Below are 16,572 nucleotides of genomic sequence, written 5' to 3' on the forward strand. Positions count from 1 at the left end.
CGGTTTGACATTCAGCATCTATAGTGGCTGACACATCGCATTCGCGAGCAAGCTCGCTCCCACAAGGATCTTAGTGATCCGGATTTGCCAGATTTCAGGAGTTTTTCATGCAACGCATCGACCACGTTCTGCCCTGGAGCCATTTGGGCAGCGAGCGCTCCCTCAGCGTGTTCCGCTACGGCGCCGGCAGCCGCAAGGTGTACATTCAGGCCAGCCTGCACGCCGATGAGCTGCCGGGTATGCGCACCGCGTGGGAACTCAAGCTGCGCTTGAACGAACTGGAACGGCAGGGCCGTTTGCAGGGCGTTATCGAACTGGTGCCGGTGGCCAATCCGATCGGCCTGGATCAGCATCTGCAAGGCAATCACATGGGCCGCTTCGAACTGGGCAGCGGCAAGAATTTCAACCGCGCATTCGTCGAACTCAGCGCCCCGGTCGCAGCGCTGGTGGGCGAGCGTCTGGGCGCGGATGCCGAGGCCAACGTCGCCCTGATCCGCCAGGCCATGGCTCAGGTCTTCGAGGAATTGCCAGCGCCAGCCTCGCAATTGGAAGCCTTGCACCGCTTGTTGCTGCGCCACGCCTGCGACGCCGACATCACCCTTGATCTGCACTGCGACTTCGACGCTGCGATTCACCTCTACGCGCTGCCGCAACACTGGCCGCAATGGCAATCGCTGGCGGCGCGGCTGAAGGCGGGTGTGGCATTGCTCTGCGAGGACTCCGGCGGCAGCTCATTCGATGAATCCTGCTCGACGCCGTGGCTGCGTCTGGCCAAAGCATTCCCGAACGCGGCGATTCCGGCGGCGAATCTGGCGACGACGCTGGAGCTGGGCAGCATGGGCGACACCCGCGTCGATCAGGCTCAGGCCAATTGCGAAGCGATTCTGGGCTTTCTCGCCGAGCAGGGTTTCATCAGCGGCGACTGGCCGGCGGCGCCGAGCGAATGTTGTGAAGGTCTGCCGTTCGAAGGCACCGAATATCTGTTCGCCCCGCACCATGGCGTGGTCAGTTTCTTGCGCAATGCCGGCGAGTGGGTAGAGCAGGGCGATGCGCTGTTCGAGGTTGTTGACCCGTTGCAGGATCGCGTGACCACCGTGCGCGCCGGCACCAGCGGGGTGCTGTTCGCGATTGATCGCGGGCGTTATACCGAGCCGGGGGTCTGGCAGGCGAAAGTGGCGGGGCGAGTGCCGTTTCGTACCGGCAAGCTGACGAACGACTGACAGGTTGCGGTGAAGGTGCGGGCCTCTTCGCGAGCAGGCTCGCTCCCACAGGGGGAACGCATTTCAACGGTGGGAGCGAGCCTGCTCGCGAAAGGGCCATCAGCCACGCCACAAAATTTGGATCCTCAGCCGAGAATGTTAGGCTCCCCCGCGAACCCGACACTCTGTGAAGGAACGCTGCAATGCTGAAATTGTTCGCCCTGCTGACCCTGCTCGCATCCACCGCCGTCCACGCGCAAACCACCCTGCAATCCGACCTGCCGCTCAAATACCTCGAACAGGTCCATGCCGACGCCGAACCACGTCCGCTGGTGATTTTCCTGCACGGTTACGGCAGTAACGAGGCCGATCTGATCGGCATGAAATTTCAGCTGCCGGCGCAGTACAACTACCTTTCCGTGCGCGCGCCGATGACGTTGGGTGAAGGACGTTTCCAATGGTTTCGCAAGAAGGGCGAAGGCGCCTACAACGGCGAGACCGATGATCTGAAGGTCAGCGGCCAGAAGCTGCGCGACTTTATCGCCCAGGCGGCGAAGAAATATCACGCCGCGCCGGACAAGGTGTACCTGATCGGCTTCAGCCAGGGCGCGATGATGAGCTACGAAGTGGGCCTGCGCGCGCCGGTGGCCGTCGGCGGGTTTGCCGCGTTGAGCGGGCGCTTGTTGCCGGTGCTCAAAGCCGAACTCAAGCCTGGGCAAGCGCCGCTGCCGCTGAGCATTTTTATCGGCCACGGCACCGCTGATGATCCGGTGCCTTACCGTCACGGCACCGAGGCCAACGCGCTATTGCAGAAACTCGATTACAAGCCCGAGTTTCACGCTTATCCGGGCGTCGGCCACAGCATCAGTGCGGCCGAGTTGCGCGATCTGAATGGCTGGTTGCAGCGGCTCAATCCTTGACGATGGCTTTGACCAGGGCATCGTGAGCTTTCTTGTCGCTGACGCGGGAAATCACCTGCACCAGCGCCATCTTCGTCCCCGAGCCGGCCAGCAGTGTGGTGTTCAGGGTTTGGCCACCGCCCTGGGTGGCGGTGCTGTCAACCTGACGCAGCCCCAGGCCGGTGCCTTTTTGGGTCAGGCTTTTTTCGCTGAGCTTGTTGAAGTCCGGCAGGGCCTTGCGCTGATCGTCGATGAAACTCGACACGCTGCCGTCGAGAAACTCACCGTCGTTGTCCTTGACGTTCTGCCCAGCCGGGATCTGGTTTTCGGCGGCGATGACCACGGTTTTGGTGGCCTGGTTGGTGTACATCGTGCCCTTGGCCCCGCTCGGGCTGGCGGGCAGCGGGTCGGCGACAAAGCCTTTGGGCAGGACAAAGGCAAACTTGCCGTCGAGCAGCGAGACCTTCTCGGTTTTGACCTTTTCCTTGGCGGCGTGCGCGTTGATCGCGGCGAAACCAGCGATGGCCGCCAGCATCAGGACGACGGCTTTTTTGCTCAACAATGACATGTGAATCTCCGGTGAATGGTCGCGCGAGGCGGGCGATCATCCCACGGAGCGTGCCGGGCGTTCCAGCGCGATTCGTCCGGGCGGTTATTGCGCTTGCGCCTTGGCCACTGGCCGCGCCAGCAGACGCCGGGTCACCCCGAGCATCGCCACCGACACTGCCACGCCTACGACAAAACCGCTGAGGCCCATGCTCGGCAGCGTCAGGGCCGACACCAGGCAGAACGCCGAGAACGAATACATGCCGGTCGCCGTTGCGCGCAATAACGCAGCGGTAAACGCCGGGCCGCGAGTTTGTTGCGAGAACACTGCCATGACGCTGCCGAGCACCGGGAACACCGCGAGCAGGCCGCTCCAGCGTTCGCCGACGGTGCTTGCCAGCATCGTCACCACCAGCGTCAGCGCCGCACCGGCGATCATCCGCCAGATCAGTTTGTCCGACTTCGGTGCTGGCCCGTTCAAAACCGGCTGCACTTCGGGGAACAGATAAGGCGAAGCGAGCAGTGCCACCGCTGCCGCAATCACCGAGAACGGCAAGGACGCCGGAATCACCGACAACACCGTCGCCAGCGCGGCCCACACCGCCAGTGAAATGGTCAACGCCCACGGCCAGTTCGCCCGCTGCGCCACCTGCGCATAGGTGATGCAGAACGCGATCATCGCGAACATCGCCGACAGCGCCGCGACCGCTGATTGCGCGGCAAACTGCGGCCCTTGTTCAATCGCCAGAAAGAACAGAATCGGCCCGACCACCACCGGCAATCCTGACAGCCACCCGGCCACGCTCGGCCCCCAACGTTTGCCCGCCAGGGAAATCAGCAGGAGAAAACCGGGAATCAGCAGCAGTTTGAGGATCAGCACGCGGGTGTCTCCATCGGGTCAGGATGAGCCACGTTAGCACTGCCGATTAAAGATTGCTGCCTATGTTCGCAATTTTTGTATACAAAAATTCAGGCGCGAATCCGGCTATGCTTTGATCATCAGAATGCAGCGGAGACGATACGGCGATGAACAGAACACCCAAGCTCGTACGTGGCTGTTGTGGCATCGGCTTGTGGGCGCTGTTGCTGACGCCGACGTGGGCCAATTGGCAGGACGCAGTGCCAGGGGCGCAAATCATCGGCAGTGGCGATTTCAGCGTGTTCGGCTTCGATGTTTACAGCGCGCGGTTGTGGAGTGCCGCGCGGCCTCTGGCGGACGGCCAGCCGTTTGCACTGGAGCTGATCTACCGGCGCAACATCTCGCGAGACGATCTGGTCAGCACCAGCGTCGATGAGATCAAACGCCTTGCCGGTCCTCGGGTCACTTCAGCGCAATTGGCCGGCTGGCAGGCGCAGATGCAGCAATCGTTTGTCGACGTTCAGGCCGGCACGCGCATAACCGGCGTGTATCTGCCGGGGCAGGGCGCGCGGTTTTTTGTCGGCCAGAAGCTGCAGCATGAGATTGAGGATCCACAGTTTGCCAAGGCGTTTTTCGATATCTGGCTGGATCCGCGAACACGCAGTCCCGAGTTGCGCGAGCAGTTGTTGGGGGTGAACCCATAGGTTCAGTGATCTTGCGCTTCAAGGCACTAGGCGAAACGACTAAGCTGCCGGGCTCCCGTTTTTGTTTCTGGATGTGTGCGTGAAATTCAGTCTGCCCAAAATCGCCACCGCGCCGTTTTGCCCGCCGGAAGTGGCCGGCAGTGTCGCGGTCGACCCGACTGCCTCGTTCTTCAAACGTGTGCTGCGTTTCGCCGGTCCCGGTTTGCTGGTGTCGATCGGCTACATGGACCCGGGCAACTGGGCGACCGCGATCGAGGCCGGTTCGCGTTTTGGCTACAGTCTTTTATTCGTCGTGTTGCTGGCGAGTCTGGCCGGCATGGTCGTGCAGTGCCTGTGTTCGCGGCTAGGCATCGCCACCGGGCGCGATCTGGCGCAGTTGTCCCGCGAGCGCTACAGCACGCCGACCGCGCGCCTGCAATGGATACTGGCGGAGATCTCGATCATCGCCACCGACCTCGCCGAAGTGCTTGGCTGCGCTCTCGCGTTTCACTTGCTGCTCGGTTGCTCGCTGACCTTCGGTATCGCTCTGACGGCGTTCGACACGCTGCTGGTGCTGGCCCTGCAGAACCGGGGATTTCGCCGTCTCGAAGCGATCATGCTGGTGCTGGTCGCGACCATCGGTGTGTGTTTCTTCGTCGAATTGTTGTTGATCAAACCGTACTGGCCAGACGTGGCGCTGGGCTTCAAACCCTCGCTGTCCGCGATCAGCGATGCGGCGCCGCTGTATCTGGCCATCGGCATCCTCGGCGCCACAGTGATGCCGCATAACCTGTATCTGCACACCTCGATCGTGCAAACGCGGATGATCGGCAAGGACCTGGCGAGCAAACAGGACGCGGTGAAACTGGCGCGCATCGACACCATCGGTTCGCTGGCCCTGGCGCTGCTGGTCAACGCGGCGATCCTGATTCTCGCGGCGGCGGCGTTTCACCAGTCCGGGCACACCGATGTGGTCGACATTCAGGACGCCTATCACCTGCTCGATCCGCTGGTGGGCGGTGCGCTGGCCAGTGTGTTGTTCGGCGTGGCGCTGCTCGCGTCGGGGCAGAGTTCGACCTTCACCGGGACCATCGCCGGGCAGGTCATCATGGAAGGCTATCTGAACCTGCGCATCCCGTGCTGGCAGCGGCGTTTGATCACTCGCGGGCTGGCGCTGATTCCGGCGTTCATCGGCGTATGGCTGCTCGGTGATGGCGCTATAGGCAAATTGCTGGTGTTGAGCCAGGTGGTGCTCAGTCTGCAACTGCCGTTCGCCTTGTACCCGCTGATTCGCATGACCAACGATCGGCAATTGATGGGGCCGTTCGTCAATCGCTGGCCCACGCGGGTGCTGGCTTGGGGGCTGTTTGTGTTGATCAGCGGGGCGAACAGTTGGTTGATATTGCAGTGGGCGGTTTGATCGCTGAGTTGCGGTAGCTGGCAGGGCCTCTTCGCGAGCAGGCTCGCTCCCACACGCCGCAATCTGGATGGGCAGCCGACGAGGGGTCATCCATCAACTTGTTTCGCGGCGGGCGAGCCTATACTGTATATGCACACAGTAAAGAGCCCGCGCCATGCAAATCATCGACAAGCTCAGCATCCTCGCCGACGCCGCCAAGTACGACGCCTCCTGCGCCAGCAGTGGTGCGCCCAAGCGCAGCTCCGAGGGCAAGAGCGGGCTCGGTTCGACGGACGGCATGGGCATTTGCCACAGCTACACGCCGGACGGGCGCTGTGTGTCGTTGCTGAAAATCCTGCTGACCAACTTCTGTCTTTACGATTGCCAGTACTGCGTCAACCGCCGTTCCAGCGATGTGCCGCGTGCGCGCTTCACCCCGGAAGAAGTCGTGACGCTGACCATGGATTTCTACCGGCGCAACTGCGTCAGCGGCCTGTTTCTCAGCTCCGGGATCATCCGCTCGGCGGACTACACCATGGAGCAGCTGGTGCGTGTGGCGAAGTTGCTCCGTGAAGAGCACGAATTTCGCGGCTACATCCATCTCAAGACCATTCCGGAAGCCGATCCGGCCTTGATCGAGGAGGCAGGGCGTTACGCCGATCGCCTCAGCGTCAACATCGAACTGCCCACCGACGCCAGCCTGCAGACACTGGCGCCGGAGAAGGACATCACCTCGATCAAGCAAGCGATGAACACCATCTACACCGGCGTGCAGACGGTATTGAACGAACCGCGCTCGGCAAAATTCGCCCCGGCCGGGCAGAGCACGCAACTGATCGTCGGTGCCGATGACACCGACGACAGCACCATCCTCCACAGCGCTCAATCCCTGTATGGCAACTTCCGTTTGCGCCGGGTCTATTACTCGGCATTCAGTCCGATCCCCGACAGCCCGAAAAGCGTACCGCTCGCCGCGCCGCCGCTGATGCGCGAGCATCGTTTGTATCAGGCTGATTTCCTCCTGCGCAGCTACGGCTACAGCGCTGACGAACTGCTCAAAGGCCCGGGCAATCTGGCGCTCGATATCGACCCGAAGCTGGCCTGGGCGTTGGAAAATCGCGAAGTGTTCCCGCTGGACCTCAATCGTGCCGACGCAACGTTGATCGCACGCATCCCGGGCATCGGCTTGCGCACCACCGAGCGCCTGGTCGAGTTGCGCCGCCAGCGCCGCATCCGTTACGAAGACGTCGCGCGGATGCGCTGTGTGCTGGCCAAGGCCAAGCCGTTCATCATCACCAGCGATTACCACCCGCAACAGGCGGAAGTCACCAGCCACATGCTCTACCAGCAATTGCGCGACCGGCCGATGCCGCAGCAGATGGGGTTGTGGGGATGATCAGTCTCGATTGTGACGATCTGTTCGACACCTGGCGCCAGCAGGCGCGCTGGTTGCTCAGCCATGAGATCGATCCGAGTCTGGTGAGCTGGGCGGCGGAAGGCGTTGGCGATCTGTTTGCCAGTGATGATCACATGCCCGAAGGGCAGGGGCCGTTTCAGGCGCGTATTCCCCGTGCGCTGCTTGCCACCCTCGAACAAGCGGCGCGCTATCGCGGCGAACAGCGCTGGAGCCTGTTGTATGAAGTGCTCTGGCGGGTCAGTCACGGCGACCGCACGGCGATGATGGCCGGCGACAAACTCGGCAGCGAGTTGCAGCGCCGCATCAAGCAGGTCAGCCGCGAGGCCCATCATCTGCATGCATTCGTGCGTTTCATCGAGCGGCCCAAGGATCTGCCTGGTCCACAATACGTGGCGTGGCACGAACCGGCCCATGACATCCTGCACAGCGCCAGCGAGCATTTCATCGGGCGCATGGGCCAGCATCGCTGGTTGATCGCCACACCGCGCGATGGTGTGTACTACGACGGTGAGCAATTGATTCACGAGCGGCAATGCCCGATTGAATGGCAGCAACTGGCACAGAACGTCGATGACCCCCACGGCGATTTGTGGTTGACCTATTACAGCCACATCTTCAACCCGGCGCGGTTGAACCCGAAGGTCATGCAAGGGCATCTGCCGGTGCGGTTCTGGAAGAATCTGCCGGAGGGCGAGTTGATACCGGGATTGATCACCCAGGCGCGGATGGGCAAGCAACAGAATGGGCAGGCGAGCGGGATTGCTGATCGACTTGGTAAACGGATTGCCTTGAAGAGCGAAAAGCCTACCCTCACCCCAGCCCTCTCCCGGAGGGAGAGGGAGCCGACCGAGGTGTTCTTGCGAACTCCATCGACCTGAATGGCCGAGGTGAACGCGATTTTTGAAAAGCGCACAAGTCGGCTCCCTTTCCCCCTCGCCCCCTTGGGGGCGGTCCGACGTTTCGGGAGGGCTGGGGTGAGGGGGTGACGTTCTTCAATACGACACCAGAGCCCAGCCCTATAAAAATGCCCCCCACCAATCACTCGGTGGAGGGCTTTTGAGCATCAGCAGTCGTCAGATCAAACCTTGACGATCCAGCCCGCTGGCGCTTCGATGTCGCCGGTCTGCACGCCAGTCAGCTCTTTGTAGAGCTGCTGGGTTACCGGGCCTACCTCGGTTTCGCTGTGGAACACATGCAGGTGATCGTTGTAGCTGATGCCACCAATCGGCGTGATCACCGCAGCGGTACCGCAGGCACCGGCTTCCTTGAAGTCCGACAGCTTGTCGATCAGCACGTCGCCTTCAACCACTTCCAGGCCCAGACGCGATTTGGCCAGTTCGATCAATGACAGGCGGGTGATGCCTGGCAGGACCGATGGCGAGTTCGGGGTGACGAACTTGTTGTCGTGAGTGATCCCGAAGAAGTTGGCCGAACCGACTTCCTCGATCTTGGTGTGGGTCATCGGATCGAGGTAGATCGCGTCGGCGAAGTTGGCTTTCTTGGCTTTCGAGCCCGGCATCAGGCTGGCGGCGTAGTTGCCACCGACCTTGGCCGCACCGGTGCCTTGCGGGGCCGCGCGGTCGTAGCTGGAGATCTGGAAGTTGTGCGGGGTCAGGCCACCCTTGAAGTAGGCGCCGACCGGGATGCAGAAAATCGAGAAAATGAATTCGGGCGCGGTGCGTACGCCGATGTTGTCACCGACGCCGATCACGAACGGGCGCAGGTACAGCGCGCCGCCAGTGCCGTACGGCGGAATGAACCGCTCGTTGGCGCGAACCACGGCTTTGCAGGCTTCGATGAACTGCTCGGTGTCGACCGTCGGCATCAGCAGACGCGCGCAGCTGCGTTGCATGCGCAGGGCGTTCTGGTCCGGGCGGAACAGATTGATCGAGCCGTCCTTGCAGCGATAGGCCTTCATGCCTTCGAAGCACTGCTGACCATAGTGAAGGGCAGTGGAGCCTTCGCTGATGTGCAGGACGTTATCTTCGGTCAGGGTGCCTTTGTCCCACTCGCCATCGCGGAAGTACGACAGATAGCGCTTGTCGGTCTTGATGTAGTCAAAACCCAGCTTGTCCCAATTGATGCTTTCGTTACCCATGACACCCTCTATCACTGAACAACCGCCGAAACGGTTCAAGGCTTCTGACGTTTTTTTGGATGGGCACAACAATACTTCATTCTTGAGCGGTTTCGCAGCCGGAATTCGCTCCGCTGATCGTTCCCTCGACTGATCGTTCCCACGCTCTGCGTGGGAATGCCTCATCGGACGCTCCGCGTTCGGCTGTTGGGACGCAGAGCGTCCCGGGCTGCATTCCCACGCGGAGCGTGGGAACGATCAATTCAACTGCATCTGTCACAGATGCAGCGCATGCCCCAGCGCCCGCAACGCCGCTTCCTGCACCGCTTCGCCCAAGGTCGGGTGGGCATGAATGGTGCCGCCGATATCCTCCAGGCGCGCGCCCATTTCCAGGCTCTGCGCGAATGCCGTCGACAATTCGGAAACACCGACTCCCACCGCTTGCCAGCCGACAATCAGATGATTGTCGCGACGTGCGACCACGCGGACGAAGCCGCTTTTCGATTCCAGGGTCATTGCGCGGCCGTTGGCGGCGAACGGGAAGCTTGCAACGATGCAGTCCAGTCCGGCAGCCTTGGCCTCGTCCGGAGTTTTGCCGACCACCACCAGTTCCGGGTCGGTAAAGCACACGGCGGCGATGGCGGTCGGGTTGAATTCGCGGCGCTTGCCACTGATCAGCTCGGCAACCATTTCGCCCTGAGCCATGGCGCGGTGGGCCAGCATCGGTTCGCCGCTCACGTCGCCAATGGCGTAGACGTTGCGCATGCTGGTCTGGCAACCGCTGTCGATCCTGATCGCCGAACCATTCATGTCCAGATTCAACGCTTCGAGATTGAAGCCCTGCGTATTGGGTTTGCGTCCGACCGCGACCAGTACCTGATCGGTTTCCAGATTGAGGGTTTCGCCTTCAGGATCGCGCACCTGCAACGTGCCGTCGAAACCGAGCACGCTGTGCTTGAGGTACAGTTTCACGCCCAGCTGCTTCAGCGCTTCATGCACCGGTTGCGTCAGTTCTGCGTCGTAAGCCGGCAGGATGCGGTCCTGCGCCTCGACCACGCTGACTTCGGCGCCGAGCTTGCGATAGGCGATGCCCAGCTCCAGACCGATGTAACCACCGCCGATCACGACCAGGCGTGTCGGCACAGACGTCGGCGCCAGCGCTTCGGTGGAGGAGATGATTGGCCCGCCAATCGGCAGGATCGGCAGGTTGACGCTGGTCGAGCCGGTGGCCAGCACCAGATGCTCGCACTGGATTCGGGTATCGCCGACTTCCACGGTTTTGCCGTCGATGATTTTCGCCCAACCGTTGATGACCTGAACCTTGTTCTTCTTCAGCAGCGCGGCGACGCCAGTGGTCAGGCGATCAACGATGCCGTCCTTCCACTCGACGCTTTTGCTGATATCCAGGGTCGGCGCGGCAACGCTGATGCCCAACGCCGAATGCTGGCTGTGATGCTGCGTCTGATGAAACTGCTCAGCCACATGAATCAGCGCTTTCGACGGAATGCAGCCGATATTCAGGCAGGTACCGCCCAACGATTGGCCTTCGACCAAAATGGTCGGAATACCCAATTGCCCGGCGCGGATCGCCGTGACGTAACCGCCGGGGCCGCCGCCGATAATCAGCAGCGTGGTGTTCAAAGTCTGCATTCCATTACTCCACAAACAAGGTAGCGGGTTGTTCGAGCAAGCCACGGATGGCCTGAATGAAAAGCGCCGCATCCATGCCGTCGACCACGCGGTGATCGAAGGAGCTGGAGAGGTTCATCATTTTGCGGATCACCACTTGGCCTTTGACCACCATTGGCCGTTCGACGATTTTGTTCACGCCGACAATGGCCACTTCCGGCAGGTTCAGTACCGGCGTGCTGACAATGCCGCCCAATGCGCCGAGGCTGGTCAGAGTAATGGTCGAACCTGACAGCTCATCGCGGCTGGCCTTGCCATTGCGCGCGGCGTTGGCCAAACGCGAAATTTCCGCGGCGCTGTCCCACAGGCTGCGCGCTTCGGCGTGACGCACCACCGGCACCATCAGGCCGACATCGCTTTGCGTGGCGACGCCGACATGCACCGCACCGAGGCGGGTGATGACTTGCGCTTCGTCGTCGTAACGGGCGTTCATCTGCGGGAAGTCGCGCAGGGCCACCACCAGCGCGCGAACGAGGAACGGCAACAAGGTCAACTTGCCACGGCTGGCGCCATGTTTTTCATTCAGGTGCGCACGCAGTTCTTCGATCGCGGTGACGTCGATTTCTTCGACATAACTGAAGTGCGCGGCACGCTGAGTAGCGTCCTGCATGCGCTGGGCGATCTTGCGGCGCATGCCGATCACTTGAATCTGTTCTTCGTCGTTACGCTGAGCGTACGCGGCGGCAAGTGGTGCCGAAGCGTTCGACTGACCTTGCGCCAGATAGGCTTCAAGGTCTTCGTGCAACACGCGACCGGCCGGGCCGGAACCGCGCACCAAGCGCAATTGAATGCCCAGATCCAGCGCATGTTTGCGCACGGCTGGCGAGGCTAGCGGGCGTTCATCCGCTTCGCGAGCAACCATCGGGCCTTGGCAAACGGCTGCCGGACGTGGTGCGGCGGCTGCGGCGGGTTTGCTTTCGACAGCGGCTTCAACTTTCGGCGCAACCGGTGCTTCTTTGACAGCCGCGGGTGCGGCGGACTCTTTAAGGTTGCCAGCCCCTTCGACTTCGATGCTGATCAGCACACTGCCGACCGCCATCACTTCACCCGGCTGACCACCGAGGGCAATCACTTTCCCGTGTACCGGCGACGGAATATCGACCATCGCCTTGTCGGTCATCACATCCGCCAGTACCTGGTCTTCAACCACCAGATCGCCCACCTTGACGTGCCACTGCGACAGTTCTACTTCTGCGATGCCTTCGCCAATGTCCGGCATCTTGATAACGTGCGTGCCCATTCAGACCTCCATGACCCGTTTCAACGCCGCGCCCACGCGGGACGGCCCTGGGAAATACGCCCACTCCTGCGCGTGCGGGTAGGGCGTGTCCCAACCGGTGACGCGCTCGATCGGCGCTTCCAGGTGATGGAAGCAATGCTCCTGCACCAGCGATACCAGCTCGGCGCCGAAACCGCAGGTGCGCGTGGCTTCGTGAACCACCACGCAGCGGCCGGTTTTCTTCACCGACTTGACGATGGTTTCCAGGTCCAGCGGCCACAGGCTGCGCAGGTCGATGACTTCGGCATCGACGCCGGATTCTTCGGCAGCGACTTGCGAGACGTATACGGTGGTGCCGTAGGTCAGCACGGTCACGTCCTTGCCCGGGCGAGTAATCGCGGCAACGTCCAGCGGCACGGTGTAGTAACCGTCCGGCACCTGGGCTTGCGGATGTTTCGACCACGGGGTTACCGGGCGGTCGTGATGGCCATCGAACGGGCCGTTGTACAGGCGTTTCGGCTCAAGAAAGATCACCGGGTCATCGTTTTCGATGGAGGCGATCAGCAGACCTTTGGCGTCGTACGGGTTGGACGGCATTACGGTACGCAGACCGCAGACCTGAGTGAACATCGCCTCGATGCTCTGGCTGTGGGTCTGGCCGCCGTAGATACCGCCGCCGCAAGGCATGCGCAGGGTCATCGGTGCGGTGAACTCACCTGCCGAGCGATAACGCAGGCGCGCCGCTTCGGAGATGATCTGGTCGGAGGCGGGGTAGACGTAGTCGGCGAACTGGATTTCGGCGACCGGGCGCAGTCCGTAAGCACCCATGCCCACGGCCACGCCGACGATGCCGCTTTCCGAAATCGGCGCGTCGAACACCCGCGAGGTGCCGTACTTGGTCTGCAGGCCTTCGGTGCAGCGGAACACGCCGCCGAAGTAGCCGACGTCCTGACCGAAGACGACGACGTTGTCATCACGCTCAAGCATCACATCCATGGCCGAGCGCAGGGCCTGGATCATGGTCATGGTGGTCGTGGTCATGGCGGTTTCCAACTGAATATTGTTGTTGTGATCGTTCATGTCAGATCCCCAACTGCTGACGCTGGCGCTTCAAGTGCTCCGGCATCTCTTTGTAGACGTCTTCGAACATGGTCGCGGCGCTCGGAATCTGCCCGCCGGCGAGGGTGCCGTACTGTTCGGCCTGTTTCTGCGCGGCAATCACTTCGGCTTCGAGTTCGGCGCTGACGGCGGCGTGCTCTTCCTCTGACCAGTGACCGACCTTGATCAGGTGCTGTTTCAGACGCGCGATCGGATCGCCGAGCGGGAAGTGGCTCCAGTCATCGGCAGGGCGGTATTTCGAAGGGTCGTCGGAGGTCGAGTGCGGGCCGGCGCGGTAGGTGACCCATTCGATCATGGTCGGGCCGAGGTTGCGCCGGGCGCGTTCGGCAGCCCAAGCGGAAGCGGCGTAGACCGCGTAGAAATCGTTGCCGTCGACCCGCAGCGAGGCGATGCCGCAACCGACGCCGCGTCCGGCGAAAGTCGTGGCTTCACCGCCGGCGATGGCCTGGAAGGTGGAAATCGCCCACTGGTTGTTGACCACGTTGAGGATCACCGGCGCCCGATAAACGTGAGCGAAGGTGAGGGCGGTGTGGAAGTCCGATTCGGCGGTGGCACCGTCACCGATCCACGCCGAGGCGATTTTCGTATCGCCCTTGATCGCCGAGGCCATGCCCCAACCAACGCCCTGAATGAATTGGGTGGCGAGGTTGCCGGAGATGGTGAAGAAACCGGCGTCCTTGACCGAGTACATGATCGGCAACTGGCGGCCCTTGAGCGGATCGCGCTCGTTGGACAGCAACTGGCAGATCAGGTCGACCAGCGGCACATCGCGGGCCATCAGGATGCTTTGCTGGCGGTAGGTCGGGAAGCACATGTCGTCGATGTTCAGCGCCAACGCCTGGGCGCTGCCGATGGCTTCTTCGCCAAGGCTCTGCATGTAGAACGACATCTTTTTCTGCCGCTGGGCGACAACCATGCGGTTGTCGTAGATGCGCGTCTTGAGCATCGCGCGCATGCCTTTGCGCAGGATCTCGACCGGCACGTTTTCGGCCCACGGGCCGAGGGCGTTGCCCTGATCGTCAAGCACGCGAATCAGGCCACGGGCGAGGTCGGCGGTATCGGCAGGTTCTACATCAACAGGAGGTTTGCGCACCGTACCGGCATCGGTCAGATGCAGGTAGGAAAAATCGGTTTTGCAGCCGGGACGGCCCGAGGGTTCAGGGACGTGCAGGCGCAGCGGTTCATACGCTTGGGTCATGGCTTCTACGCTCGATCTTGTGAATTTTTTGTAGTGAGCTGGCAGTCATTCCGGGATGAGGAAATCTTGTCCTACAACAATCATAGGCGTGGCCAAGAAGAATATTTCTCTGTGTTTCGTTGCGCTGGCGACCATTTGCAGATAGAAATTCTGCATAAACATAAAAAACAGGTGGTTTTGTCTCATGCGCAAACTGGACCGTACCGACATCGGCATTCTCAACAGCCTTCAGGAGAACGCGCGCATCACCAACGCCGACCTCGCCCGCTCGGTGAACCTGTCGCCGACGCCATGCTTCAACCGGGTCAAGGCCATGGAAGAATTGGGCTTGATTCGCGAGCAGGTCACGCTGCTGGATGCCGATCTGCTGGGGCTGCATGTGAATGTGTTTATTCACGTCAGCCTGGAAAAACAGGTAGAGGAGGCGTTGCAGCATTTCGAGGAAGCGATTTCCGATCGGCCGGAGGTGATGGAGTGCTATCTGATGGCGGGTGATCCGGATTACCTGATCCGCGTGCTGGTGCCGAGCATCCAGTCGCTGGAACGCTTCATGATGGATTTTCTGACCAAGGTGCCGGGGGTGGCGAACATCCGCTCGAGCTTTGCGCTGAAGCAGGTGCGTTATAAGACCGCGTTGCCGTTGCCGGCTAATGGATTGACGTTGGGGACGTGAAGATCAAAACATCGCAGCCACGGCAGCTCCATTCGCCGATCGTTCCCACGCTCCGCGTGGGAATGCATCCCGTGACGCTCTGCGTCACTTCTTGAGGCGGAACGCGGAGCGTCCCTGGCGGCATTCCCACGCGGAGCGTGGGAACGATCAGACTTAGGGCGCCTGACTAGGGGTCAGAGTTTGTTAAGCGGAATCTTCAGGTAAACCACGCCGTTGTCCTCAGGCGCCGGCATATTCCCCGCCCGCACGTTCACCTGAATCGCCGGCAGCAGCAACGTCGGCATGCCTAACCCAGCGTCACGTGTCGTGCGCATCTCGACGAACGCCGCTTCATCGATCCCGTCATGCACATGAATATTGCTTTTGCGCTGTTCGCCGACAGTGGTCTGGCACTGCGAGGCGCGGCCCTCGGGCGGGTAATCGTGGCAGACGTAAAGCTTCACGCTGGCCGGAAACGCCAGCAGCTTCTGGATCGACTTGAACAATTGCTGCGCATTGCCGCCAGGGAAATCACAGCGCGCGGTGCCAACGTCCGGCATGAACAGCGTGTCACCCACCAGGATCTGCTCGCCGTCGATCAGGTACGCCATGTCCGCTGGCGTATGGCCGGGGACGTGCAGGGCGGTGGCCTTGAGATTGCCGATCATGAACGACTCGTTCGGCGCGAACAGGTGATCGAACTGCGAGCCATCGACGCAAAATTCCGGCTCCAGATTGAACAGCGCCTTGAACACATTCTGCACTTTGCTGATCGATTCGCCGATGGCGATCTTGCCGCCCAGTTGACGACGCAGGTACGGCGCGGCAGACAGGTGATCGGCGTGGGCGTGGGTTTCCAGCAGCCATTGCACTTGCAGCCGGTGCGCACGCACGAAAGCGATGATCTTGTCCGCCTGCGCCGTGCCGGTGCGCCCGGCAGCGCCGTCGTAATCGAGCACCGGGTCGACGATCGCGCACTGGCCGCCGTCGGCTTCATAGACCACGTAGCTGTAGGTCGAGGAGGCAGGGTCGAGGAACGCTTCAATCAGGGCGGGCATGGCGAAAACCTGTGCTGGGGAATTTCGGGTTGCAACACTTTATGTAAAAACATAATGTTCGCAGCTTAAGTGACCTTCAAGGCCTCGTGCAAATGCAATCCAGTCTGACCGAATGTGAAGTCGCCCAACTGCGCGCCTCGGCGTCCAAAGCCTGCGCCTTGCTCAAAGCCCTGGCCAATGAGGATCGTCTGTTGATCCTCTGTCAACTGACCCAGGGCGAACGCAACGTCGGCGAGCTGGAAAAAATGACCGGCGTACGCCAGCCGACGCTGTCCCAACAACTGGGCATCTTGCGCGATGAAGGCCTGGTCGCGACCCGCCGCGAAGGCAAATACATTTTCTACGGCCTGGCCAGTCACGAAGTGATCCAGGTGATGAAGACCCTGTCGGGGCTGTATTGCGGAGCGGTACTCAAGAGCTGGGAACAGCCATAAATGCCAGCCCTCACAAACATCTCCTGTGGGAGCGAGCCTGCTCGCGAAGGCGGCGTGTCAGCCGACGAATAGTTGACTGAGCCACCGCTTTCGCGAGCAGGCTCGCTCCCACAGGTTGTTTGGT

At 61.4% G+C, this 16,572-nt stretch carries 15 protein-coding genes and 1 pseudogene; 8 read left to right on the forward strand and 8 right to left on the reverse strand.

The annotated features are described in order from the left end of the window. The first annotated feature begins 107 nt into the window (after positions 1 to 107). Together QMX86_RS22895 and QMX86_RS22900 are read left to right on the forward strand one after the other, a co-directional pair. Complete coding sequence (locus tag QMX86_RS22895; protein ID WP_282387968.1) at positions 108 to 1,220, forward strand: succinylglutamate desuccinylase/aspartoacylase family protein; 1,113 nt, start codon at positions 108 to 110, stop codon at positions 1,218 to 1,220. A gap of 182 nt (positions 1,221 to 1,402) precedes the next feature. Beyond that, entirely contained in the window at positions 1,403 to 2,119 is a 717-nt protein-coding gene (locus QMX86_RS22900; RefSeq protein WP_282386063.1) for a prolyl oligopeptidase family serine peptidase, read from the forward strand. Here QMX86_RS22900 and QMX86_RS22905 read toward each other — a convergent pair. After that, positions 2,109 to 2,666: a hypothetical protein gene (locus tag QMX86_RS22905; RefSeq protein ID WP_282386061.1), complete on the reverse strand. Its 558-nt coding sequence runs from the start codon at positions 2,664 to 2,666 to the stop codon at positions 2,109 to 2,111. The two genes, QMX86_RS22900 and QMX86_RS22905, sit on opposite strands and share 11 nt — an antisense overlap. An 84-nt stretch (positions 2,667 to 2,750) precedes the next feature. Then, positions 2,751 to 3,524 carry a hypothetical protein gene (locus QMX86_RS22910; protein ID WP_073471247.1) on the reverse strand — a complete coding sequence of 258 codons (774 nt, stop codon included), beginning with the start codon at positions 3,522 to 3,524 and terminating at the stop codon, positions 2,751 to 2,753. 146 nt (positions 3,525 to 3,670) lie between these two features. Between QMX86_RS22910 and QMX86_RS22915 the strand changes: the two genes are divergently transcribed. The 4 genes and pseudogenes from QMX86_RS22915 to QMX86_RS22930 all read left to right on the forward strand — a co-directional run. Next, the gene (locus tag QMX86_RS22915) at positions 3,671 to 4,207 is read left to right on the forward strand and encodes a chalcone isomerase family protein (RefSeq protein ID WP_024013354.1); all 537 of its coding nucleotides are present in this window, start codon (positions 3,671 to 3,673) and stop codon (positions 4,205 to 4,207) included. 79 nt (positions 4,208 to 4,286) lie between these two features. Then, positions 4,287 to 5,606, forward strand: a complete 1,320-nt coding sequence (locus QMX86_RS22920; RefSeq protein ID WP_073471246.1) for an Nramp family divalent metal transporter — start codon at positions 4,287 to 4,289, stop codon at positions 5,604 to 5,606. 154 nt (positions 5,607 to 5,760) lie between these two features. Next, entirely contained in the window at positions 5,761 to 6,981 is a 1,221-nt protein-coding gene (locus QMX86_RS22925) for a putative DNA modification/repair radical SAM protein (RefSeq protein ID WP_024013352.1), read from the forward strand. Next, positions 6,978 to 7,796, forward strand: a pseudogene (locus QMX86_RS22930) (TIGR03915 family putative DNA repair protein); the annotation flags it as partial. The gene QMX86_RS22925 and the pseudogene QMX86_RS22930, both read left to right, overlap by 4 nt. A gap of 284 nt (positions 7,797 to 8,080) precedes the next feature. On the opposite strand, the gene QMX86_RS22935 reads toward QMX86_RS22930, so the two are convergent. The 5 genes from QMX86_RS22935 to QMX86_RS22955 all read right to left on the reverse strand — a co-directional run bounded on the left by QMX86_RS22935 (position 8,081) and on the right by QMX86_RS22955 (position 14,304). Then, on the reverse strand, positions 8,081 to 9,100 hold the full coding sequence (locus tag QMX86_RS22935; RefSeq protein WP_016775201.1) for a branched-chain amino acid aminotransferase: 1,020 nt from the start codon (positions 9,098 to 9,100) through the stop codon (positions 8,081 to 8,083). Between the two features lie 255 nt (positions 9,101 to 9,355). Beyond that, positions 9,356 to 10,729 (reverse strand): dihydrolipoyl dehydrogenase, encoded by a 1,374-nt coding sequence (gene lpdA, locus QMX86_RS22940; RefSeq protein WP_282386059.1) that lies wholly within the window; start codon positions 10,727 to 10,729, stop codon positions 9,356 to 9,358. Positions 10,730 to 10,733: 4 nt separating this feature from the next. Continuing rightward, positions 10,734 to 12,008: a dihydrolipoamide acetyltransferase family protein gene (locus QMX86_RS22945; RefSeq protein WP_073471244.1), complete on the reverse strand. Its 1,275-nt coding sequence runs from the start codon at positions 12,006 to 12,008 to the stop codon at positions 10,734 to 10,736. Next, positions 12,009 to 13,067 (reverse strand): alpha-ketoacid dehydrogenase subunit beta, encoded by a 1,059-nt coding sequence (locus QMX86_RS22950; RefSeq protein ID WP_003224000.1) that lies wholly within the window; start codon positions 13,065 to 13,067, stop codon positions 12,009 to 12,011. 1 nt (position 13,068) lies between these two features. Beyond that, positions 13,069 to 14,304, reverse strand: a complete 1,236-nt coding sequence (locus QMX86_RS22955; protein ID WP_071172847.1) for a 3-methyl-2-oxobutanoate dehydrogenase (2-methylpropanoyl-transferring) subunit alpha — start codon at positions 14,302 to 14,304, stop codon at positions 13,069 to 13,071. 184 nt (positions 14,305 to 14,488) lie between these two features. On the opposite strand from QMX86_RS22955, the gene bkdR reads away from it, so the two are divergent. Further along, positions 14,489 to 14,977, forward strand: a complete 489-nt coding sequence (gene bkdR / locus QMX86_RS22960; RefSeq protein ID WP_039762201.1) for a Bkd operon transcriptional regulator BkdR — start codon at positions 14,489 to 14,491, stop codon at positions 14,975 to 14,977. 173 nt (positions 14,978 to 15,150) lie between these two features. On the opposite strand, the gene QMX86_RS22965 is transcribed toward bkdR, so the two are convergent. Beyond that, positions 15,151 to 16,014 (reverse strand): MBL fold metallo-hydrolase, encoded by an 864-nt coding sequence (locus QMX86_RS22965; protein WP_282386056.1) that lies wholly within the window; start codon positions 16,012 to 16,014, stop codon positions 15,151 to 15,153. Positions 16,015 to 16,106: 92 nt separating this feature from the next. Here QMX86_RS22965 and QMX86_RS22970 point away from each other — a divergent pair, with 92 nt between their 5' ends. Further along, complete coding sequence (locus QMX86_RS22970) at positions 16,107 to 16,448, forward strand: metalloregulator ArsR/SmtB family transcription factor (RefSeq protein WP_016775194.1); 342 nt, start codon at positions 16,107 to 16,109, stop codon at positions 16,446 to 16,448. The last annotated feature ends 124 nt before the right edge of the window (positions 16,449 to 16,572 follow it).

Source organism: Pseudomonas sp. PS01270 (assembly GCF_029959775.1).
GTDB lineage: Bacteria > Pseudomonadota > Gammaproteobacteria > Pseudomonadales > Pseudomonadaceae > Aquipseudomonas > Aquipseudomonas atacamensis.